General features: G+C 63.4%; 23 protein-coding genes. 16 read left to right on the top strand and 7 right to left on the bottom strand.

The features are described from left to right. Position 1 precedes the first annotated feature (1 nt). From ACIPIJ_RS00905 to ACIPIJ_RS00895, 3 genes are read right to left on the bottom strand one after another with little or no spacing between them, the layout of a single operon-like run. Positions 2 to 1,273, bottom strand: a complete 1,272-nt coding sequence (locus ACIPIJ_RS00905) for a dihydrolipoamide acetyltransferase family protein (RefSeq protein WP_401071856.1) — start codon at positions 1,271 to 1,273, stop codon at positions 2 to 4. Further along, positions 1,274 to 2,332: an alpha-ketoacid dehydrogenase subunit beta gene (locus tag ACIPIJ_RS00900; RefSeq protein WP_401071854.1), complete on the bottom strand. Its 1,059-nt coding sequence runs from the start codon at positions 2,330 to 2,332 to the stop codon at positions 1,274 to 1,276. Between the two features lies 1 nt (position 2,333). Beyond that, positions 2,334 to 3,566, bottom strand: a complete 1,233-nt coding sequence (locus ACIPIJ_RS00895) for a 3-methyl-2-oxobutanoate dehydrogenase (2-methylpropanoyl-transferring) subunit alpha (protein ID WP_401071852.1) — start codon at positions 3,564 to 3,566, stop codon at positions 2,334 to 2,336. Between the two features lie 197 nt (positions 3,567 to 3,763). Between ACIPIJ_RS00895 and bkdR the strand changes: the two genes are divergently transcribed. The 3 genes from bkdR to ACIPIJ_RS00880 all read left to right on the top strand — a co-directional run bounded on the left by bkdR (position 3,764) and on the right by ACIPIJ_RS00880 (position 7,181). Then, entirely contained in the window at positions 3,764 to 4,249 is a 486-nt protein-coding gene (bkdR, locus tag ACIPIJ_RS00890; protein ID WP_012315571.1) for a Bkd operon transcriptional regulator BkdR, read from the top strand. Between the two features lie 234 nt (positions 4,250 to 4,483). Then, a complete protein-coding gene (locus ACIPIJ_RS00885) occupies positions 4,484 to 5,725 on the top strand; it encodes a glutamine synthetase family protein (RefSeq protein ID WP_401073383.1) in 1,242 nt (413 codons plus the stop codon). 127 nt (positions 5,726 to 5,852) lie between these two features. Further along, entirely contained in the window at positions 5,853 to 7,181 is a 1,329-nt protein-coding gene (locus ACIPIJ_RS00880) for an MFS transporter (protein WP_401071850.1), read from the top strand. Between the two features lie 65 nt (positions 7,182 to 7,246). Here ACIPIJ_RS00880 and ACIPIJ_RS00875 read toward each other — a convergent pair whose 3' ends face one another. The 4 genes from ACIPIJ_RS00875 to flgA form a co-directional block, all read right to left on the bottom strand. Then, complete coding sequence (locus ACIPIJ_RS00875; RefSeq protein WP_401071848.1) at positions 7,247 to 7,990, bottom strand: flagellar brake protein; 744 nt, start codon at positions 7,988 to 7,990, stop codon at positions 7,247 to 7,249. 80 nt (positions 7,991 to 8,070) lie between these two features. After that, entirely contained in the window at positions 8,071 to 8,538 is a 468-nt protein-coding gene (locus tag ACIPIJ_RS00870; protein ID WP_401071846.1) for a flagella synthesis protein FlgN, read from the bottom strand. 49 nt (positions 8,539 to 8,587) lie between these two features. Further along, positions 8,588 to 8,902 carry a flagellar biosynthesis anti-sigma factor FlgM gene (gene flgM / locus ACIPIJ_RS00865; protein ID WP_401071844.1) on the bottom strand — a complete coding sequence of 105 codons (315 nt, stop codon included), beginning with the start codon at positions 8,900 to 8,902 and terminating at the stop codon, positions 8,588 to 8,590. 151 nt (positions 8,903 to 9,053) lie between these two features. Further along, positions 9,054 to 9,806, bottom strand: a complete 753-nt coding sequence (gene flgA / locus ACIPIJ_RS00860; RefSeq protein ID WP_401071842.1) for a flagellar basal body P-ring formation chaperone FlgA — start codon at positions 9,804 to 9,806, stop codon at positions 9,054 to 9,056. Positions 9,807 to 9,896: 90 nt separating this feature from the next. Here flgA and ACIPIJ_RS00855 point away from each other — a divergent pair, with 90 nt between their 5' ends. From ACIPIJ_RS00855 to flgK, 13 genes are all read left to right on the top strand, one after another. Continuing rightward, complete coding sequence (locus tag ACIPIJ_RS00855; RefSeq protein WP_401071840.1) at positions 9,897 to 10,826, top strand: chemotaxis protein CheV; 930 nt, start codon at positions 9,897 to 9,899, stop codon at positions 10,824 to 10,826. Positions 10,827 to 10,878: 52 nt separating this feature from the next. Next, entirely contained in the window at positions 10,879 to 11,706 is an 828-nt protein-coding gene (gene cheR / locus ACIPIJ_RS00850; protein ID WP_012315563.1) for a protein-glutamate O-methyltransferase CheR, read from the top strand. Between the two features lie 264 nt (positions 11,707 to 11,970). Beyond that, positions 11,971 to 12,381 carry a flagellar basal body rod protein FlgB gene (gene flgB / locus ACIPIJ_RS00845; RefSeq protein WP_401071838.1) on the top strand — a complete coding sequence of 137 codons (411 nt, stop codon included), beginning with the start codon at positions 11,971 to 11,973 and terminating at the stop codon, positions 12,379 to 12,381. A 2-nt stretch (positions 12,382 to 12,383) separates the two neighbouring features. Continuing rightward, the gene (flgC, locus tag ACIPIJ_RS00840; protein WP_012315561.1) at positions 12,384 to 12,827 is read left to right on the top strand and encodes a flagellar basal body rod protein FlgC; all 444 of its coding nucleotides are present in this window, start codon (positions 12,384 to 12,386) and stop codon (positions 12,825 to 12,827) included. Between the two features lie 15 nt (positions 12,828 to 12,842). Beyond that, complete coding sequence (gene flgD, locus ACIPIJ_RS00835; RefSeq protein ID WP_401071836.1) at positions 12,843 to 13,550, top strand: flagellar hook assembly protein FlgD; 708 nt, start codon at positions 12,843 to 12,845, stop codon at positions 13,548 to 13,550. Positions 13,551 to 13,580: 30 nt separating this feature from the next. Then, positions 13,581 to 14,942, top strand: a complete 1,362-nt coding sequence (gene flgE, locus ACIPIJ_RS00830; RefSeq protein ID WP_401071834.1) for a flagellar hook protein FlgE — start codon at positions 13,581 to 13,583, stop codon at positions 14,940 to 14,942. A gap of 72 nt (positions 14,943 to 15,014) precedes the next feature. Continuing rightward, positions 15,015 to 15,200: a hypothetical protein gene (locus ACIPIJ_RS00825; protein ID WP_401073381.1), complete on the top strand. Its 186-nt coding sequence runs from the start codon at positions 15,015 to 15,017 to the stop codon at positions 15,198 to 15,200. Positions 15,201 to 15,500: 300 nt separating this feature from the next. Further along, positions 15,501 to 16,241, top strand: coding sequence for a flagellar basal-body rod protein FlgF (gene flgF / locus ACIPIJ_RS00820; protein WP_401071832.1), 741 nt, complete (start codon positions 15,501 to 15,503; stop codon positions 16,239 to 16,241). 47 nt (positions 16,242 to 16,288) lie between these two features. Further along, complete coding sequence (flgG, locus tag ACIPIJ_RS00815) at positions 16,289 to 17,074, top strand: flagellar basal-body rod protein FlgG (RefSeq protein ID WP_387527584.1); 786 nt, start codon at positions 16,289 to 16,291, stop codon at positions 17,072 to 17,074. A 41-nt stretch (positions 17,075 to 17,115) separates the two neighbouring features. After that, positions 17,116 to 17,811, top strand: coding sequence for a flagellar basal body L-ring protein FlgH (gene flgH, locus ACIPIJ_RS00810; protein WP_401071830.1), 696 nt, complete (start codon positions 17,116 to 17,118; stop codon positions 17,809 to 17,811). Between the two features lie 12 nt (positions 17,812 to 17,823). After that, entirely contained in the window at positions 17,824 to 18,933 is a 1,110-nt protein-coding gene (locus ACIPIJ_RS00805) for a flagellar basal body P-ring protein FlgI (RefSeq protein WP_401071828.1), read from the top strand. An 11-nt stretch (positions 18,934 to 18,944) separates the two neighbouring features. Then, positions 18,945 to 20,108 carry a flagellar assembly peptidoglycan hydrolase FlgJ gene (gene flgJ, locus ACIPIJ_RS00800; RefSeq protein ID WP_401071826.1) on the top strand — a complete coding sequence of 388 codons (1,164 nt, stop codon included), beginning with the start codon at positions 18,945 to 18,947 and terminating at the stop codon, positions 20,106 to 20,108. Positions 20,109 to 20,120: 12 nt separating this feature from the next. Then, positions 20,121 to 22,151: a flagellar hook-associated protein FlgK gene (gene flgK, locus ACIPIJ_RS00795; RefSeq protein ID WP_401071824.1), complete on the top strand. Its 2,031-nt coding sequence runs from the start codon at positions 20,121 to 20,123 to the stop codon at positions 22,149 to 22,151. The last annotated feature ends 9 nt before the right edge of the window (positions 22,152 to 22,160 follow it).

The following is a 22,160-nucleotide window of genomic DNA, read 5'->3' as shown; positions in this document are numbered from 1 at the left end:
CTTACTCCACGAACAGGCAGGCGGGTTGCTCAAGCAGGCCGCGCACGGCCTGGATGAACAGCGCGGCATCCATGCCATCGACCACCCGGTGGTCGAACGAGCTGGACAGGTTCATCATCTTGCGGATCACGATCTGGCCATCGACCACCATCGGCCGCTCGACCATGCGGTTGACGCCGACGATCGCTACCTCCGGGGTGTTGACCACCGGTGTGCTGACGATACCGCCCAACGCACCGAGGCTGGTCAGGGTGATGGTCGAGCCGGACAGTTCCTCGCGGCTGGCCTTGTTGTTGCGCGCGGCATTGGCCAGGCGGCCAATCTCGCTGGCATTGCCCCACAGGCTGCCGGCCTCGGCGTGGCGCAGCACCGGCACCATCAGGCCGTTGTCGCCTTGGGTGGCGATGCCCACGTGCACCGCGCCATGGCGGGTGATGACCTGGGCTTCGTCGTCATAGGTGGCGTTGATCTGCGGGAAGTCACGCAGCGCCACGACCAGGGCGCGCACCAGGAACGGCAACAGGGTCAGCTTGCCGCGGCTGTCACCGTGCTTGCTGTTGAGTTGCTGGCGCAGGGCTTCCAGCGCTGTGACGTCGATTTCCTCGACATAGCTGAAGTGCGCCACGCGGCGTTTGGCATCCTGCATGCGCTGGGCGATCTTGCGGCGCAGGCCGATCACCTGCACCTGCTCGCTGTCGGTGCGCTTGGCATAGCCGCCAGGTGCCTGGCCGGCAGGGCTCTGCGGTTTGCTGATGAAGGCATCGAGGTCTTCGTGCAGGATGCGCCCGGCGGGGCCGCTGCCATGCACGTAACGCAATTCGATACCCGCATCCAGGGCGCGCTTGCGCACGGCGGGGGAGGCCAGCGGCTTTTCGTCGGCCTGGCGCGGCACGATCGGGGCGGCACTGTGCGACGTGGTTGCCGGGCAGGCAACCGGTTGTGCTTCGACACGGGGTTCCGGTTTGGCGGCGACCGGTGCGGCCTGCGGCTCGACCGGCTTGGCCTGCGGCACATCCACGTGGTTGCCGCTGCCTTCGACTTCGATGCGGATCAGCTCGCTGCCTACCGCCATCACTTCACCTGGCTGGCCACCGAGGGCCAGCACCTTGCCGCTGACCGGCGAAGGGATTTCAACGGTGGCCTTGTCGGTCATGACGTCGGCCACCACCTGGTCTTCGGCGATCACATCGCCGACCTTTACAAACCACTCGACCAACTCGACCTGCGCGATGCCTTCGCCAATGTCCGGCATCTTGATGACGTGCGTGCCCATTCAGACCTCCATGACCCGTTTCAATGCCGCACCTACCCGCGAAGGGCCTGGGAAGTAAGCCCATTCCTGTGCGTGGGGGTAGGGGGTGTCCCAGCCGGTGACGCGCTCGATGGGCGCTTCGAGGTGGTGGAAGCAATGCTCCTGCACCAGCGACACCAGTTCGGCACCAAAGCCGCAGGTACGGGTGGCTTCGTGCACGACCACGCAGCGGCCGGTCTTTTTCACCGAGGCGACGATGGTGTCCAGGTCCAGCGGCCAGAGGCTGCGCAGGTCGATGACTTCGGCGTCGACGCCGGTCTCTTCGGCGGCCACCTGGGCCACATAGACGGTGGTGCCGTAAGTCAGCACGGTCACGTCGTTGCCGGGGCGGGTGATGGCGGCCTTGTCCAGCGGCACCGTGTAGTAGCCGTCCGGCACCGCGCTGTGCGGGTGCTTGGACCACGGGGTTACCGGGCGGTCGTGGTGGCCGTCGAACGGGCCGTTGTACAGGCGTTTGGGTTCGAGGAAGATCACCGGGTCGTCGGATTCGATCGAGGCGATCAGCAAGCCTTTGGCGTCATACGGGTTGGACGGCATTACCGTGCGCAGGCCGCACACCTGGGTGAACATCGCCTCCGGGCTCTGGCTGTGCGTCTGGCCGCCGTAGATGCCGCCACCGCACGGCATGCGCAGGGTCAGCGGGGCGATGAACTCGCCGGCCGAGCGATAGCGCAGGCGGGCCATCTCGGACACGATCTGGTCGGAAGCGGGGTAGAAGTAGTCGGCGAACTGAATTTCCACCACCGGCCGCAGGCCATAGGCGCCCATGCCGACGGCGGTGCCAACGATGCCGCTCTCGGAGATCGGCGCGTCGAACACGCGCGATTTGCCGTACTTGTTCTGCAGGCCTTCGGTGCAACGGAACACGCCGCCGAAGTAGCCGACGTCCTGGCCGTAGATCACCACGTTGTCGTCGCGCTCAAGCATGACATCCATGGCCGAGCGCAGGGCCTGGATCATGGTCATGGTGGTGGTGGCCATGGCGGTTTCCGGGTTGATGCTGTTGTTGTGGTCGTTCATCTCAAACCCCCAGTTCCTGGCGCTGACGGCGCAGGTGGTCGGGCATTTCCTTGTACACATCCTCGAACATCGAGGCCGCGCTCGGGATGTGGCCGTTGGCCAGGGTGCCGTACTGTTCGGCTTCCTTCTGTGCGGCAATCACTGCGGCTTCGAATTCGGCGGTGACGGCTTGGTGTTCTTCCTCGGACCAGTGGCCGATCTTGATCAGGTGCTGCTTCAGGCGGGCGATCGGGTCGCCCAGCGGGAAGTGGCTCCAGTCGTCGGCAGGGCGGTATTTGGACGGGTCGTCGGAGGTCGAGTGCGGGCCTGCGCGGTAGGTGACCCACTCGATCAGGCTCGGGCCAAGGCCGCGGCGGGCGCGTTCGGCGGCCCAGCGCGAGGCGGCGTACACGGCGACGAAGTCGTTGCCGTCGACGCGCAACGAGGCGATACCACACCCCACGCCACGGCCGGCGAAGGTGGTCGATTCACCGCCGGCGATGGCCTGGAAGGTGGAGATCGCCCACTGGTTGTTGACCACGTTGAGGATCACCGGGGCGCGGTACACGTGGGCGAAGGTCAGCGCGGTGTGGAAGTCCGATTCGGCGGTGGCGCCGTCACCGATCCAGGCCGAGGCGATCTTGGTATCGCCCTTGATGGCCGAGGCCATGGCCCAGCCGACCGCCTGCACGAACTGGGTCGCCAGGTTGCCGCTGATGGTGAAGAAGCCGGCCTCGCGCACCGAATACATGATCGGCAGCTGGCGGCCCTTGAGCGGGTCTCGCTCGTTGGACAGTAGCTGGCAGATCATCTCCACCAGCGACACGTCGCGGGCCATCAGGATGCTCTGCTGGCGGTAGGTGGGGAAGCACATGTCGGTGCGGTTGAGCGCCAGCGCCTGGGCGCTGCCGATGGCTTCTTCACCCAGGCTCTGCATGTAGAAGGACATTTTCTTCTGGCGCTGGGCAACCACCATGCGGCTGTCGAAGATGCGCGTCTTGAGCATGGCGCGCATGCCTTGGCGCAGCACCTGGGGGTCGATGTCCTCGGCCCAGGGGCCAAGCGCATCGCCATGCGCGTCGAGCACGCGCACCAGGCTGCCGGACAGGTCGGCGGTGTCGGCAGCGTCGACATCGATCGGGGGTTTACGGACTTGACCCGCGTCGTTGAGGCGCAGGTAGGAAAAATCGGTCTGGCAGCCTGGCCGGCCGGTGGGCTCGGGCACATGCAAACGCAGGGGGGCGTACTCGTTCATGCTTTTTACGCTCGCTCGGATGTTGTTTTTGTGAGCTCTGAAGCGGCCGCCGCTGACTACCGGCTTGTGACTGGCAGGTCAGCGTCAATTACATAGTAGTGACACGGCAGGAGAATTTTTCTCTCAAGTTGATTGCCTTTATCCAGGCGTGCAGATAAACATTCCGCATAAACACAAAAAACCGGTGAATTTGTCTCATGCGCAAACTCGATCGTACCGATATCGGCATTCTCAACAGCCTGCAGGACAACGCCCGCATCACCAACGCCGAGCTGGCGCGGTCGGTGAACCTGTCGCCGACGCCCTGTTTCAACCGGGTCAAGGCCATGGAAGAGCTGGGGGTGATCCGCCAGCAGGTGACCTTGCTGTCGCCGGAAGTGCTGGGGCTGGATGTGAATGTGTTCATTCATGTCAGCCTGGAGAAACAGGTGGAGCAGGCGCTGCACCGCTTCGAGGAAGAAATTGCCGAGCGGCCCGAGGTGATGGAGTGCTACCTGATGACCGGCGACCCGGACTACCTGCTGCGGGTGCTGTTGCCGAGCATTCAGGCGCTGGAGCGGTTTCTCGATTACCTGACGCGGTTGCCGGGGGTGGCCAACATTCGCTCGAGTTTTGCGTTGAAGCAGGTGCGGTACAAGACCGCCTTGCCGCTGCCTTCCAATGGGATGACCCTGCGGGAATGATAGTTGCTCATTCCGGCCTGTTCGCGGGACAAGCCCGCGAACAGGCCGGCACCGCCCCTTCACCGGGTGCTTGATATTTTAAACACCCCCAGCCTATGTTGTGGTCAGCCTATAACAACAAGGACAAGCGTCATGACCACCGCAGCCCCGCGCTCGCTCGCCGAGCACCTCCAGGGCATCGACCAGATCGAATGCGTCACCCCCGACCTCAATGGTGTGCCCCGCGGCAAGGTGATGACCGCCGAAGGCTTCCTTGAAGGCCGCCGGCTGCAGATGGCGCGCGGCGTGCTGCTGCAGTGCATCATGGGGGGTTACCCGCCGGCACGCTTCTATGGCAGCGACGACGGTGACCTGGCGCTGGTGGCAGAAGCTTCGCAGATCCATCGCCTGCCTTGGAGCGACGAAGGCCTGGCCCTGGCCATCTGTGATGCCAACGAGCTCGATGGCCGCCCTTCAGGCCTGTCCACCCGTGGGCTACTGAAGGCGGTGATCGGCCGTTACGCCGCCTTGGGCCTGGCGCCCGTGGTGGCGACCGAGCTGGAATTTTTCGTCTTCGCGCCCAACAGCGACCCGCTGCAACCTTTTCAGCCACCACTGGGCAAGGACGGCCGCCGTGAACTGGGCCACTCGGCCTTCAGTGTCAGCTCCAACAACGGCCTGCGGCCGTTCTTCCAGGAGGTCTACGCGTGCATGGCCGCACTGGGCCTGCCGCGCGATACCTTCATGCACGAAATGGGCGTCAGCCAGTTCGAGATCAACCTGCTGCATGGCGACCCGTTGCTGCTGGCCGACCAGACGTTCCTGTTCAAGCACCTGCTCAAGGAGGTGGCGCTCAAGCATGGCCTGACCGTGGTGTGCATGGCCAAGCCGCTGGCGCATACGCCAGGCAGTTCGATGCACATCCACCAGAGCCTGGTGGAGATCGCCACGGGCAGAAACGTGTTCAGCGATGATCAGGGCCAGCCGACCGAGGCCTTCCACCACTTCATCGGTGGCCTGCAGGCCTGCATGGCTGACTTCACTGCGCTGTTCGCGCCCAACGTCAATTCGTACCAGCGGCTGTGCCATCCCTATGCTTCGCCGAACAATGCCTGCTGGTCCGAGGACAACCGCGCCGCAGGCTTGCGCATCCCGGCCAGTGCGCCGGTGGCTCGACGTGTCGAGAACCGCCTGCCAGGCGCCGACGCCAACCCCTACCTGGCCATCGCCGCCAGCCTGGCCGCCGGCCTGCATGGCATCGAGCAGCGCCTGCAGCCGGCGCCGGCCATCCAGGGTGAGTTCGAGGTGCCCGAGCCGTTGAGCCTGCCGTGTACGCTGCACGCGGCGCTGGAGCGCCTCAAGCGCAGCGCGCTGGCACGGGAACTGTTCGGCAACGAGTTCATCGAAGGCTACGTTGCCAGCAAGACCCTGGAACTGACCGATTTCTTCGACGAGATCACGCCGTGGGAGCGTAGGGTGCTGGCGGCCCAGGCCTGATCGCGACATGACCGCTACTGGACGCGCCCCTGTTCGGCTATTTCGCTGGCGGGGGACTGCGCCGCGGCCCATTTGCTTTTATGCTTGCCAGGCCAACGCCACCTGACCAGGGAGCCCGAGGGGACGTATGCGAAACATCTGGAAGCCGTTTCAGTCGCTGTATTTCGCTGCCTTGATGATGCTGATCGGCTCGGGCCTGCTCAGTACCTACCTGGCATTGCGCCTGGCGGCCGAGCATGTCGACAGCCTGTGGGTCGGTGCGCTGATGGCGGCCAACTATTTCGGCCTGGCCGTGGGCGGCAAGGTCGGCCACCGGCTGATTGGTCGGGTAGGGCATATCCGCGCCTATACCACCTGCGCCGGCATCGTCTGTGCGGCGGTGCTTGGCCATGGCATGACCAGCTGGCTGCCGGCCTGGGTCGGGCTGCGGATGATCGTCGGCCTGGGGATGATGTGCCAGTACATGGTCATCGAGAGCTGGCTCAACGAGCAGGCCGACGCCAAGCACCGCGGTGCGGTGTTCAGCGGCTATATGATCGCCTCCTACCTGGGGCTGGTGCTTGGCCAGCTGATCCTGGTGGTGCACCCCGAGCTTGGCCCTGAGCTGCTGATGCTGGTCGCCATGTGCTTCGCCCTGTGCCTGGTGCCGGTGGCGATGACCCGGCGCATTCACCCCGCACCGCTGCGCCCGGCGCCGATGGAGCCGAAGTTCTTCATCAAGCGTGTGCCGCAGTCGTTGAGCACGGTGCTCGGTTCGGGCTTGATCGTCGGTTCGTTCTACGGCCTGGCGCCGCTGTATGCCTCAAGCCAAGGGCTGACCACCGAGCAGATTGGTCTGTTCATGGGTAGCTGCATCTTTGCCGGCCTGCTGGTGCAGTGGCCGTTGGGCTGGCTGTCCGACCGCTACGACCGGGCGGTGCTGATTCGCAGTGTGGCGGTGGGCCTCGCGCTGGCGGCGGCGCCGCTGGCCATCCTGCCTAGCGTGCCACTGGAGTTACTGTTCGGCATCGGGTTCCTGATCTCGCTGCTGCAGTTCTGCCTGTATCCGCTGGCGGTGGCGTTCTCCAACGACCATGTGGAAAGCGAGCGGCGTGTCTCGCTGACCGCGATGCTGCTGGTCACCTACGGCGTCGGGGCGTGCATCGGGCCGCTGGCGGCGGGGGTGCTGATGAAGGTGCTGGGTTCGCAGATGCTCTACGCCTTCTTCGTGTTCTTTGCGCTGGTGCTGGTGTGGCGCATCCGGCCTAAGGCCGTTACCGGCCTGCACCAGGTGCAGGATGCACCGCTGGGCCACGTGGCCATGCCGGCGGCCGGTTCGCCATTGTCGGCGGCACTCGACCCGCGGGTCGATGAGCAGACCGTGCAGGAGGTGATGCAGGCGCCAGTGGCGGCTGAGGATACCGAGGTGGAAGAGAAGGCAGAGCAACCTGCAGAGTCAGGGGCAGCGCGGCCTTAGTCGGCGTAGCCGGTGTGAAATGAAAACGCCACCCATTGGGTGGCGTTTTCACATGCAGCAAGCGATCAATAGTCGTCTTTGTCGAACCGCCGCGCTTCACGCTGCAGCTGGTACACGAAGCTTTCGATCTTGCGCTGCGCCTGGCCATTGAGGTTGTGGAAGCGCACACCCGCGAAGGTGGTGTTGATGCGTTCTTCGTGGTGCAGGTGGCGCAGCTCGACCATGGTGTCGACTAGGCCCAGCGGGTTGCCGGCCTTGAAGCGCTCGTACACCTGGCCCAGTTGCAGGCGGTCTTCGACATTGCCTTCAAAACGCAGCTTGCAGCCGGTGGCGGAAATGTCCAGCAGCTTGCCGCGCAGGGCGCCGTTGCCCTTGAGGTGGGTGCCGTCGAGGATCACATCGACCAGCTGCGACAGCTTCAGCGCAGCGCGGAAGGCATTGCGGCGCTGGTGGTAGGTCATTTCTTCCGGCATTGCACCGCGGTAGGAGCGGTGGCCGTCGACCTCGGTGATCTTCAGCTCGTGGTTGCATTCCCAGGCGATGCGCACACCGTCGTGGAAGCCTTCGACGCGGAACGCTTCGCCGTTCTCGATGAATTTTTCGCCATCGCGCGGGATCATCTCGTCCAGTGCCAGGGTGTTGCTGTCACGGTCCACATGAACCACGTAGCTCTGGAACCGCTGGCTGCGCTCATGGAAGGTGATGATCAGTGGGTCGTGGCTTTCCTGCAGCTGGCGCAGGTTGGCCGCGATCTCCAAAGGAGTGTTCAGCACCTTTGGTGGCTGCGGCGCATCGGTTTCATTGAACACGGGTTATCAATCTCCAGGCAAAAACGACACACGCAAGTAACGGCATTTTGCCAGTATGTTCCGTGCCTTGATACAACTAATCACACTTGGCTGAGCGCCCGGGGCTTGGCCAGTGGTGAGGTGGCGCCACGGCTGTCATAGAGCGACGGCGAATCGCCGCCCATGAGGATTCTGATCTGGTTGGCCGTGACGTGCTGCTGCACCTGGATGATCCGGCCGTTGGTCTCGTTGACCTTCTGGCAGGCGTCCATCAACTGGGTCAGTACATCGAGCTGTTGCATGATCACTTCACCGTTTGGCGATTGCGCAGCCACAGCCTGCACCCCGGCACGGTCGGCGCTGAGGCCGAGGCTGGTGAGCAGGTTGTTGCGGCGGATGCCTTGCTGCTCGAGCAGGACGATCAGCGACTGCTTGCGGGCCAGGATGCCCTCCAGCGGCGTCATGTCGCGGCCGTGCAGGGCGACTGCCTCCTGCTGAAGCAGGTCGAGCAGTTCCTGGGTCGGGGCGATGTCGTCTTCGATCAGTTGCAGCAATGTGATGTCGTGCATGGCTAACTCTTGGCTTTTATAGCGTCCGTGAAGTCAGCGCGCCGAACGGTCAGCGCTGGGCTTCGAAATCGAGCAGTTTGCTGGCGACCCGGCCGGCATCGACCTGGTAGCTGCCATCTGCGATCGCCTGTTTCAACTGCGCCACGCGGGCATTGTCGACAACGGGCTGGTCGCGCAGCTTGTCGCTGATCTTCTGCAACTGCTGGGCCTCTTGGCTGAGATGTACTGCTTCTCCGCTGGCGCTGGCGCTTTTCGGCGCGTCACTGGTTTCGCCGGGTTTGTCGGCGTTGCCTGGCGCGGCAGTGCCGCGAACGCCGCCTGTGATGGACGGAGAGTTATTCAAACGACTGAAGTCGATGACCATGATCAGAAACCTCTGGGTATTTGGACGCTTGCCTTGTTTTCGGCCATCCCGAAAGAAACTTTAGGCACAAATGCATAGCCGCCTGTCGGCAAGCCCGCGAACCCGTTTCTGGCACAGTTTAGGAAAAGCAGTTGCACACCGCCAGCTCAAATTACATGGCAACCTCGACCTGTCCGGGGCCCGTGACCCGGGCCTTCACCACCCGTTGCGAATTGAGGTTGCGCACCCGGATCTGCTCGCCCTGGCCGCCCTTGCTCAAGGCCTCGCCGGGCATGCGCACGCTGAGGCTGCCGCTGCGGGCGGTGATCACCACATGGTCGCCCTTGCGCACCACTTCGGCCTGCTCCAGGTGCTGCGGGGTGAGCACCTGGTCGATGACGGTGGGGCGCAGCATCTTCATGCCCACGGCCTGGTCCAGTTCGGTGAGAAAACCCTGGGTGAGGGTGCCAACGTCGCGTTCGCGCAGGGCCACGTCGCCTTCACCCACGATGTTCTGCCGCTTCAGTGGGCGGGTCACCACCACCACGTCGCGGAACAGCCGCACGGTTGCCGGCACGAAGATCGTCCACGGCGCGCTGCCATCGCAGCGTACCCGCACGGTCACCCGGCCCAGGGGCTGCGCCGGGCTTTCCAGCGAAGCGTCCAGCGGCTGGCTGCACAGCGGCATGCGCAGGCGCGGGTCGAGCGGGTTTACCTGGATCTCGTAGCGCCCGGCGGTCTGGGTGGTTGCCAGGTAATCCTCGACGGTGAATTCAAGAAACCCTTGGGTGACACCGATAAGCTGTTCAGGCAAGGTAACCGCGTCCGCCAGCGTACGCGCGCCGGGTGCCAGCAGGCAGAGCACGGCCAGCGAGCCGCTCAGCAGGCGCGTCAGTCGTCGGAAAATTGTCGTTTTCATGTGCATGGCGCTCAAAAAAGCAAAGCCCGTGCCGACTTGCTATCTGAGTGGCTACGAAAAGCGCTTTGAAAAGGCAGAAACCATAAGGAGTCAGGCATGGCGGGGGTAATGGATTCAGTCAACCAGCGCACACAGCTGGTTGGGCAGAATCGCCTGGAATTGCTGCTGTTCCGCCTCAATGGCGAACAGCTGTACGGGATCAACGTGTTCAAGGTCCGCGAAGTGCTGCAGTGCCCGGCGCTGACCGTGATGCCCAGATCCCATCCGGTGGTGCGCGGCGTGGCCAACATTCGCGGGGCGACCATTCCGATCCTCGACCTGTCGATGGCCACCGGTTTGCCTGGGCTCAAGGAAGAAACGCGCAACAGCTTCGTGATCATCACCGAGTACAACACCAAGACCCAGGGCTTCCTGGTGCACTCGGTCGAGCGCATCGTCAACATGAACTGGGAAGCGATCCATCCGCCACCCAAGGGCACCGGCCGCGACCACTACCTGACCGCGGTCACCCGGGTGGATAATCGCATGGTCGAAATCATCGACGTGGAAAAGGTGCTGGCCGAGGTGGCGCCATCGTCCGAGTCGGTGTCGGCCGGCGTGGTCGATGCCGAAACCCAGGACAAGGCCGTGCTGCTGCGGGTGCTGACCGTCGACGATTCGTCGGTGGCGCGCAAGCAGGTCAGCCGTTGCCTGCAGACCGTGGGTGTGGACGTGGTGGCGCTCAACGACGGCCGCCAGGCCCTGGACTACCTGCGCAAGCTGGTGGACGAGGGCAAGAAGCCGGAAGAAGAATTCCTGATGATGATTTCCGACATTGAAATGCCGGAAATGGACGGCTATACGCTGACGGCGGAGATTCGCAGCGATCCGCGCATGCAAAAGCTGCACATCTGCCTGCATACTTCGCTGTCCGGGGTATTCAACCAGGCAATGGTGAAGAAAGTCGGTGCCGATGACTTCCTGGCCAAGTTCAAGCCGGACGACCTGGCCCAGCGCGTGGTCGACCGGATCAAGGCAACGCATTGAAGCGGCCGGGGGCGCAACCCCCGGCACCAGTGATTGAAAAGAGGCCGCAGTAGTGTCTACGGGTAATTTGGATTTCGAACAGTTCCGGGTCTTCCTGGAGAAAGCCTGTGGCATCCTGCTGGGCGAGAATAAGCAGTACCTGGTCTCCAGCCGTCTCAACAAGTTGATGGAGCAGCAGGGCATCAAGAGCCTGGGTGAACTGGTGCAGCGCATCCAGGCCCAGCCGCGTGGCGGCCTGCGCGAGCAGGTGGTGGACGCGATGACGACCAACGAAACCCTGTGGTTTCGCGACACCTACCCGTTCGAAGTGCTGAAGAACAAGGTCATCCCGGAGTTCATCAAGAACAACCCGGGCCAGCGCCTGCGCATGTGGTCGGCCGCCTGCTCGTCGGGGCAGGAGCCGTACTCCATTTCGATGGCGATCGACGAGTTCGAGCGCAGCAACCTCGGCCAGTTGAAGATGGGGGCGCAGATCGTTGCCACCGACTTGTCCGGCTCGATGCTGAACAACTGCAAGACGGGCGAGTACGATAGCCTGGCAATCGCCCGCGGGCTGTCCCAGGAGCGTCTGCAGCGCTACTTCGACACCAAGGGGCCGGGGCGCTGGGCGGTCAAGCCGGCCATCCGCAGCCGCGTCGAGTTCCGCTCGTTCAACCTGCTCGACAGTTATGCGGCGCTGGGCAAGTTCGACATCGTGTTCTGCCGCAACGTGCTGATCTATTTCTCGGCACAGGTGAAGAAGGACATCCTGCTGCGTATTCACAGCACCCTTAAACCGGGTGGGTACCTGTTCCTCGGCGCCTCCGAGGCGCTCAACGGGTTGCCGGACCATTACCAGATGGTGCAGTGCAGCCCGGGCATTATCTACCAGGCCAAATAAGGCGCTGGTGAGAAGGCCGGTATCGCCAGATGCCGGCCTTTTTTTGCCCGTGCGTTTGACGTCAATTTTTTGTTTTGCCGCTTTTGCCGCCCGGCAATTGCCGCTTTCCTTTCGCCAGGCGGAAGCACTTTGCCGCTTTTCTGGCATCACCCCGCCAACGCTGCCCGCTCCAGCCCAACGTTTTCGGGCTTTCAGGATATTGGCACAGCCTTTGCTATAGCTTGGCCAAAGAGTTTCCGGTCAACCTTCGAAGGTTTCCCCGACATGAGCATCAGTTTCGACAAAGCGCTTGGCATCCATGAAAAGGCCCTGGGCTTCCGCGCCCAGCGCGCCGAAGTGCTGGCCAACAACATCGCCAACGCCGACACGCCCAACTACAAGGCGCGTGACATGGACTTCTCTTCGGTGCTCGCTGCCGAAAGCCAGAAGCAGCAAAGCACGGGTCGCTTCGCAATGGACCGTACCAACAGCCGTCACATCGAGGCTGAAGGCCTGGCAATGGCCGACGACACGCTGCAGTACCGCACGCCAACGCAGCCGTCGATCGACCAGAACACCGTGGACGCCCAGATCGAGCAATCGAACTACACGGAAAACGCCATCGGCTTCCAGGCCAGCTTCACCCTGCTCAACAGTAAATTCAAAGGGCTGGTTTCGGCCCTGCGCGGAGAATGACCATGTCCCTGTCCAGTGTCTTCAACATTGCCGGTAGCGGCATGAGTGCGCAGAACACCCGCCTCAACACTGTCGCCTCCAACATCGCCAACGCCGAGACCGTCTCGTCGAGCATCGACCAGACCTACCGTGCGCGCCACCCGGTGTTCGCCACCACGTTCCAGAATGCCCAGGCCGGCGGTAGCCAGTCGCTGTTCGAAGACCAGGGCGAAGCGGGGCAGGGTGTGCAGGTCAAGGGCATCATCGAAGACCAGAGCAACCTGGAAGCGCGCTACGAGCCGAATCACCCGGCGGCGAACAAGGACGGCTACGTCTATTACCCGAACGTCAACGTGGTCGAGGAGATGGCCGACATGATCTCCGCCAGCCGGGCGTTCCAGACCAACGCCGAGCTGATGAACACCGCCAAGAACATGATGCAGAAAGTCCTGACCCTGGGTCAGTGATAAGGAATCCAGACCATGGCAGTCGATAGCACCAGCGGTGTGAACCTCAACGACGTCCTGACCGCGTCAGGCGTCGGTGGCACCACCAAGAAGACCACCGATACCGCGTCCAAGACCGGTACCGACACGCTCGGCAAGGACGCGTTCCTGCAGTTGCTGGTCACCCAGATGCAGCACCAGAACCCGCTGGACCCGCAGGACAACGGCGAGTTCGTGGCACAGTTGGCACAGTTCAGCAGCCTCGAAGGCATCACCACGCTGAACGAATCGGTCAGCAGCATCACCAACGCCATGGCCTCGTCCCAGGCCCTGCAGGCCTCGTCGCTAGTCGGCCGCTCGGTGGTCGTGCAGAACGACAAGGCCGTGGTCGACACCGCCGAGAGCTTCAATGCGCAGTTCGTGGTACCGCAGGCGATCAGCGAAGCGAAGGTCACCATCAAGGACAAGGACGGCAACACCGTCAAGACCATCGAGCTGGGCGAGCAGAAAGCCGGTTATGCCGACTTCATCTGGGACGGCACCAACAACAGCGGCGAGAAGGTCGACCCAGGCACCTACACCTTCACCGCCAGCACCACCGTGGATGGCCAGTCGGTGCAGATGAACACGCTGCTGCCGGCCAAGGTGACCAGCGTCAGCTTCAATGCCACCGGCGAAATGGTGCTGAACCTCGCGGGTGTCGGCAAGGTTTCCCTCTCCGACGTACAAACCATCGGTATCTAAGGCCCGCTAGCGCGGCACAGGAGCGAATTCATGTCTTTCAATATCGGCCTTAGCGGTCTGTACGCAGCCAACAAGCAGCTGGACGTTACCGGCAACAACATTGCCAACGTCAACACCACCGGTTTCAAATCGTCGCGCGCCGAGTTCGCCGACGTCTACGCTGGCGCCAACCGCCTGGGCGTGGGCAAGAACCAGATCGGCAACGGTGTGCGCCTGGCGGCGGTCTCGCAGCAGTTCACCCAGGGTGACGTCAACACCACTGGCAACGTGCTGGACATGGGCATCCAGGGCCAGGGCTTCTTCGTCCTGTCCGACAACGGCTCGCGCGTCTATACCCGTGCCGGTGCCTTCCAGGCCAACAAGGATAACTTCGTGACCACTTCGGACGGCCTGCGCCTGCAAGGCTATGCCGCCGATTCGACCGGCAAGATCCAGAAAGGCGTGCTGACCGACCTGCAGATCGATACCTCGGCACTGCAGCCCAAAGCCACTAGCCTGATCGATCAGGGCATCAACCTGAACTCGTCAGCCGCCGACATTCCGCTCGAAGTCTATGACGACAGCACGCCGCCGGTGCTGGTGCCCAACAAAGTGTTCGACCCCTCTGACGAAACTACCTACACCAAGTCGTTCCCGACCAAGGTGTACGACAGTCAGGGTAACGAGCACACCATGGAGCAGTTCTACCGCAAGACCGGCACCAACGAGTGGACCATGTACACCCTGGTCGACGGCCGCAACCCGTTCGACCCAAGCTCCACCACGCCGCTGACCGGCACCATCAGCTTCAACAGCGATGGCTCGGTGAAAACCATGGCGGCCGACAACACCGGCCACCCGGCGGGTTCTTCGTTCACTGTGACCAACAACACCTTCACCCTGAACGGTTGGGTGCCTGCAGTGGAAGACTCGTCGGGTAATTGGGCGTCCAATGGTGCCATCGGCAATACCGACGGCATGAAGCTGTCGATGAACAGCACCACGTCCTACAACACCGAGACCGCGCGCATGTCGCAGTCCCAGGACGGTTACGCCACTGGCATTCTGTCGAGCCTGAGCATCGACTCCACCGGCGTGCTGTTCGCCAGCTTCAGCAACCAGCAGTCGCGTGCCATCGGCCAGGTGGCCCTGGCCAGCTTCGCCAACGAGCAGGGCCTGCAGCAGATCGGCGGCACCCGCTGGACCGAGACCTACACGTCGGGCATCCCCGGCATCGATGCGCCGAAGACCGGTACCTTGGGCGGCGTCGAGTCCAACGCGCTGGAAGGCTCCAACGTCAACCTGACCCAGGAACTGGTCGAGCTGATCAAGGCGCAGAGCAACTACCAGGCGAACGCCAAGACCATCTCCACCGAAAGCACCATCATGCAGACCATCATCCAGATGACCTGATGGTTGCGGGTTGATGGCGTGAAGACGAACCCCTTTGACGTGAAGGGGTTTGTCGTTTTTGCAGGAGCGTTTATGAAAAGGTTGCTCGTTGTGTTGCTCGCTGCCTTCTGCCTCTATCAGGCGCAGGCGGGCACGGCGCCCTGGTGGCGCTGGGAAAGCCAGGCGGATGGGCGACTGGTGTGCTCGCAATGGCCGCCGGGGGAGGGCTGGAAGAAATTCGCTGGGCCCTACAACAATGGCGGTTGCCGCGACCGATGAATGCGGTGCCGGCCTCTTCGCGGCTGAAGCCGCTCCTGCAGGTCAAGCGCAGGCTTCGGGCACGCCGAGGTCCCTGCAGGAGTGGCTTTCGCCGCGAAGAGGCCGGGGCCGACGATGCAGGGCTTTGCCGCTACCGGCAACTCGGCGCCGGATAACCGGCGTTCGCTTCCCTGGCGATTCCTTCAAATGCCCGTATTCAGGGGCTTTTTCGCGATTTCAGAAAGTTGGTTCGGAACTTGCTTTAGTGCCTGCACAGCAACGGCGAGCGGCAAACGATCGCCAGTGCAGCGGAGGATGACTGTGGACAAGATGCTTTACGTGGCCATGACCGGCGCCAGCCAGAACGCGCTGGCGCAGAAGGCCCACGCCAACAACCTGGCGAACATTTCCACCAATGGTTTCCAGCGTGACCTGGAGCAGGCGCGCTCGATGCCGGTGTTCGGCGACAGCTTTCCGTCGCGGGCGTTTGCCATGACCGAGCGGCCCGCCACCGACTTCAGCGAAGGGCCGATGGTCGAGACCGGGCGTGACTTGGACGTGGCCGTGTCCGGCCAGGGTTTCATCGCCGTGCAGGCGCCGGATGGCAGCGAAGCCTACGTGCGCACCGGCAGCCTGAACATCGATGCCCTCGGCGTGCTGCGCGCCGGCAATGGCATGCCGGTGATCGGCAATGGTGGCCCGATCGCCATCCCGCCAGAACAGAAAGTCGAAGTTGGCTCCGATGGCACCATCAGCATCCGCTCCATGGGTGAAGACCCGCGGGTAATGGCCGAGGTCGACCGCATCAAGCTGGTCAACCCGGATACCAAAGGCCTGAACAAGGGCCTCGACGGGCTGATCCACACCAGTAATGGCCAGCCAGCGGCGGCCGACGTCAACGTCAAGGTGGTGTCGGGCTTCCTGGAAGGCAGCAACGTCAACGCCGTCGAAGAGATGACCTCGGTGCTGGCGCTGTCACGCCAATTCGAACTGCACGTGAAGATGATGAACGCGGCCAAGGAAGGCGATGAAGCCATGGCGCGTGTTTTGCAAATCGGCTAACCACACTTGAACGGGTGCCGTAAAACAGGCGCACGAGGAGAATACTGATGCTTCCGGCTCTTTGGGTCGCTAAAACCGGCCTGTCCGCCCAGGACACCAACCTCACGGTCATTTCCAACAACCTGGCCAACGTTTCGACCACCGGTTTCAAGCGCGACCGCGCCGAATTCCAGGACCTGCTGTACCAGATCAAACGCCAGCCAGGCGCGCAGTCCACCCAGGACAGCGAGCTGCCGTCGGGCCTGCAGGTCGGTACCGGTGTACGCATCGTCGGCACCCAGAAAAACTTCCAGACCGGCAGTCTGCAGACCACCGAGAACCCGCTGGACATGGCGGTCAACGGCCGTGGCTTCTTCCAGATTCTGCAGCCGGACGGCACTGTTTCGTACACCCGTGACGGTACCTTCCACCTGAACTCCGACGGCCAGATCGTCAACGCCGACGGCCTGGCGCTGGAGCCGGCCGTCGTCGTGCCGAACGACGCCCAGACCTTCACCGTCGGCCAGGACGGCACCGTGTCGATCACCACCGCCGGCAACCCGGCTGCGCAGGTCATCGGCAACCTGCAGACCGCCGACTTCATCAACCCGGCCGGCCTGCAGGCGATCGGCAACAACCTGTTCCTGGAAACCGCTGCCAGCGGCGCGCCACAGGTCGGTACTCCGGGCCTGAACGGCTTCGGCACCACCCTGCAGCAGACCCTGGAAAACTCCAACGTCAGTACCGTGGAAGAGCTGGTGAACATGATCACCACCCAGCGTGCCTACGAGATGAACTCCAAGGTCATCTCCACCGCCGACCAGATGCTGTCGTTCGTCACCCAGCAGCTGTAAGCCCAAGGCTCTAGTCCCTGTTACACCGTGAGGTAAGCGTCATGAATCGTCTGTTGTCCGTATTCGCCCTGGGGGGGGCGGTGTTGCTGGCTGGTTGCGTCGCGCCGACGGCCAAGCCCAACGACCCGTACTACGCGCCGGTACTGCCGCGCACCCCGTTGCCGGCAGCGGCCAACAACGGTTCGATCTACCAGGCCGGTTTCGAGCAGAACCTGTACAGCGACCGCAAGGCGTTCCGCGTGGGTGACATCATCACCATCACGCTCAACGAGAGAACCTCGGCCAGCAAGAACGCCGGTTCGCAGATCCAGAAGGACAGCAACGCCAACCTCGGCCTGACCTCGCTGTTTGGCGCAACGCCGAGCACCAATAACCCGTTCGGCGGCGGCAACCTGTCGCTGGAAGCGGGTTACAGCGGTGAGCGCGCCACCAAGGGCGACAGCAAGGCCACCCAGGGCAACACCTTGACCGGCTCTGTCACCGTGACCGTCGCCGAGGTGCTGCCCAATGGCATCATCGCCGTGCGCGGCGAGAAGTGGATGACCCTGAACACCGGCGAGGAGCTGGTGCGCATCGCCGGCCTGATCCGCGCCGACGATATCGCCACCGACAACACCGTGCCGTCCACCCGCGTGGCCGATGCGCGCATCACCTATTCGGGCACCGGCTCGTTCGCCGATGCCAGCCAGCCCGGTTGGCTGGACCGCTTCTTCCTCAGCCCGCTTTGGCCTTTCTGAGTACGGATGAACATGTTCAACGTCAGGCAGCTGATTGCCGCAACCTTGCTTCTGTCCTGTGCGTTCGGTGCCCAAGCCGAGCGCCTGAAGGACATCGCCAGCATCTCTGGCGTGCGTTCCAACCAGTTGATCGGTTACGGCCTGGTGGTGGGGCTCAACGGCACGGGTGACCAGACCACCCAGACGCCGTTCACCCTGCAGACCTTCAACAACATGCTGTCGCAGTTTGGCATCAAGGTGCCGGCAGGTTCCGGCAACGTGCAGCTGAAAAACGTCGCTGCAGTGTCGGTGCATGCCGACCTGCCGGCGTTCGCCAAGCCCGGCCAGGTGGTGGACATCACCGTGTCGTCGATCGGTAACTCCAAGAGCCTGCGTGGCGGCAGCCTGCTGATGACCCCGCTCAAGGGTATCGACGGCAACGTCTATGCAGTCGCCCAGGGTAACCTGGTGGTCGGCGGCTTCGACGCCGAAGGCCGCGATGGCTCGAAGATCACCGTCAACGTTCCGTCGGCCGGTCGTATCCCCGGTGGAGCCTCGGTCGAGCGTGCCGTGCCGAGCGGTTTCAACCAGGGCAACAGCCTGACCCTGAACCTCAACCGGCCCGACTTCACCACGGCCAAACGCATCGTCGACAAGGTCAACGAGCTGCTCGGCCCGGGTGTCGCCCAGGCGGTGGATGGCGGCTCGGTGCGCGTTAGTGCGCCGATGGACCCGACCCAGCGCGTGGACTACCTGTCGATCCTCGAGAACCTCGAGATCGACCCGGGCCAGGCTGTGGCCAAGGTGATCATCAACTCGCGTACCGGCACTATCGTCATTGGCCAGAACGTCAAGGTGTCGCCGGCGGCGGTGACCCACGGCAGCCTGACCGTGACCATCACCGAAGACCCGATCGTCAGCCAGCCGGGGCCGTTCTCCAATGGCCAGACCGCCGTGGTGCCGCGCTCGCGGGTCAATGCGCAACAGGAAGCCAAGCCGATGTTCAAGTTCGGCCCGGGCACCACGCTGGATGAAATCGTCCGCGCGGTGAACCAGGTCGGCGCGGCGCCCAGCGACCTGATGGCGATCCTCGAAGCCCTGAAACAGGCCGGCGCCTTGCAGGCCGACCTGATCGTCATCTGAGGACGCCACGCATGAATTCGAAAAGCCTGGTTTCCAGTACGGCCGACAGCGGCGCCTACACCGACCTCAACCGCCTGAGCTCGCTCAAGCACGGCGACCGCGACAGCGACGGCAACGTGCGCAAGGTGGCCCAGGAGTTCGAGTCGCTGTTCATCAGCGAGATGCTCAAGGCCTCGCGCAAGGCCAGCGATGTGCTGGCCGACGACAACCCGATGAACAGCGAGACGGTCAAGCAGTACCGCGACATGTACGACCAGCAGCTGGCCGTGAGCATGTCCCGCGAGGGTGGCGGTATCGGCCTGCAGGACGTGCTGGTGCGCCAGTTGTCGAAGAACAAGAGCGCGCCGGTCAACACCAGCCCGTTCCCGCGCATCGAAGGCAATGCCCCGACCCTGTGGGGCAACAAGGTCGCCGAGCCGGTGCATGCCGCCCAGTCGGGCAGCCGCAACGACGTTGCCGCGCTCAACTCGCGCCGCCTGGCCTTGCCGGGCAAGCTGACCGACCGTTTGCTGGCCGGCATCGTGCCGTCGGCCACCAACGCCGCTGCAACCACCAACACCGCCGCTGTGCCGGCCCGCGAGGGGCAGCAGGTTGCGCAGAGCTTTGCCGTGCCCGAGCGTGGCCTGCGCATCACCGGTCGCGCCGTGGCGCAGCCGCCGCTGGCGCCGAACAAGGCCTTCAGCGACAGCGACGCATTCGTCGCCACCATGCTGCCGATGGCCGAGCAGGCCGCCAAACGCATCGGTATCGACCCGCGTTACCTGGTGGCGCAGGCGGCCCTGGAAACCGGCTGGGGCAAGTCGGTGATGCGCAACAGCGATGGCAGCAGCAGCCACAACCTGTTCGGCATCAAGGCCAGCGGTAATTGGCAGGGCGACTCGGCGCGGGCGATCACCAGCGAGTTCCGTGACGGCCAGTTCGTCAAGGAGACTGCGGCGTTCCGTTCCTACGATTCCTACCAGGACAGCTTCCACGACCTGGTCAGCCTGCTGCAGAACAATTCCCGCTATCAAGATGCGGTGAAGGCAGCCGATAAACCAGAACAGTTCGTGCAAGAGTTGCAAAAGGCCGGGTACGCCACCGACCCGAATTACGCCAGCAAGATCTCGCAGATCGCAAGACAGATGCAGTCGTACGAGCAATACGCAACGCTCGGTACCACAACGAAACTTTAAGGGCATGGAACCATGGCGAGTCTGATCAACATTGGTATGTCGGGGCTTGGCGCCGCGCAATCGGGGATGTACACCCTCGGTAACAACATCGCCAACGCCGACGTCGAGAGCTACTCGCGCCAGCAGAACGTGCAGAAGACCAAAGGCGGCCAGCAGGTCGGCCAGGTCTTCATCGGCAGCGGCACCACGCTGGCCGACGTGCGCCGGGTGTACAACGCGTTCCTCGAGAACCAGCTGCGTACCACCACTTCGCTGAGCAGCGAGGCTTCCTCGTACCTGGACCAGATCACGCCGTTGGATACCGCCCTGTCCAGCAGTGACACCGGCATCACCGCTGCGCTGCAGAGCTTCTTCACCGCCATGCAGGACGCCGCCGCCAAGCCGACCGAGGATGCCTCGCGCCAGCTGCTGCTGACCAGCGCACAGTCCCTGGCCAAGCGCTTCAATACCCTGTCTGCGCAGCTGAACCAGCAGAACAGCAACATCAACAGCAACATGGCATCGATGGCCGATCAGGTGAACAGCCTGACCAAGACCATCGCCGACCTCAACGACCAGATTTCCCGTGTCAGCGCCGTGTCCGGCCAGCCCAACGACCTGCTCGACCAGCGCGACGGTGCGGTGCGCGAGCTGAGCAAGCTGATCGGCACCGACGTGGTCGAGCGTGACGGCAACTACGACATCTACCTGAAGAACGGCCAGGCGCTGGTGCTGGGCAAGACCACCCAGACCCTGGGCGTGCAAGCCAGTGCCACCGACCCGACCCGCATGAGCCTGATTCTCAACCGCGGCTCGACCAAGATGGACATCACCAGCAGCGCCACCGGCGGCGAGCTGGGCGGGCTGATCCGCTACCGCAGCGAAACCCTCGACCCTGCGCTCAACGAGCTGGGCCGCGTGGCACTGGTGGTGGCCGACGCCATCAACAGCCAGCTGGCCCAGGGCATCGACAAGAACGGTGAGTTCGGCGCCACGCTGTTCGGTGACATCAACAGCCTCAAGGCCATCAGTGAGCGCAGTGTGCCCAAGCAGGGCAACAGTGCCGGCTCCGGCAACCTCGATGTGACCATCAAGGACACCGGCAAGCTGTCCACCAGCGACTACCAGGTGACCTTCACCAGCGCCACCGGCTACAGCGTGCGCAAGCTGCCGGAAGGCACCGACATGGGCAGCTTCGACCTCACCGACAACCCGCCGCCGGTGATCGACGGTTTCACCCTGTCGCTCAATGGCGGTGGCCTGAGCGCGGGTGACAGTTTCAAGATCACCCCCACGCGCAACGCCGCGGCCAGCATCGACACCGTGCTCACCGACCCCAAGCGCCTGGCGCTGGCCTCGCCGCTGACCGCCACCAATGGTGCCGGCAACAAGGGCACGGGGGTCATCACCCAGCCGACCCTGACCTCGGAGATGGACATCTACGATGCCGCCCAGCGCACCCAGTTGCAGAACGGCCTGAAGTATTCGACCCCGGTCAAGTTGGTGTTCGGTGACGACACCACCTCGCCCCAGGCGTACAAGATGTACGACGCCAAGGGCACCGAGATCGGCAGCGGCACCATCGTGCCGGGCCAGGAAAACAAGCTGCAGCTGTCGGTGCCGATGGTCGATGCCAATGGCAACTCGCTGGGCAGCAACTTCACGTTCGAGATGAGCGTCTCCGGCGCCCCGAAGAATGGCGACAGCTACACCGTGGCGCTGACCGGCGCAGGCTCGGCGGATAACCGCAACGGCCAGTCGGTCATCGACCTGCAGACCAAGTCCACCGTCGAAGTCGGCGCCGACGGCAAGGGCATCAGCATCTCCGATGCCTACGCCAAACTGGTCTCCAATGTCGGCGGCAAGGCCGGCCAGGCGCAGATGGACAGCGATGCCACTACCGCGCTGCACACCTCTGCGCTGGACAGCCGTAACGGCTTGTCGGGTGTGTCTATCGATGAAGAGACCGGCAACCTGATCAAGTTCCAGCAGTACTACACCGCGTCGTCGCAGATCATCAAGGCGGCCCAGGAAACCTTTGCCACCCTGATCAACAGTCTTTAAGGAGCCGTA

The organism is Pseudomonas sp. NPDC087185, assembly GCF_044744955.1.
Lineage (GTDB): Bacteria > Pseudomonadota > Gammaproteobacteria > Pseudomonadales > Pseudomonadaceae > Aquipseudomonas.
The sequence above is the reverse complement of the archived record's forward strand: the minus strand, read 5'-3'. Positions and strand labels throughout refer to the sequence as shown.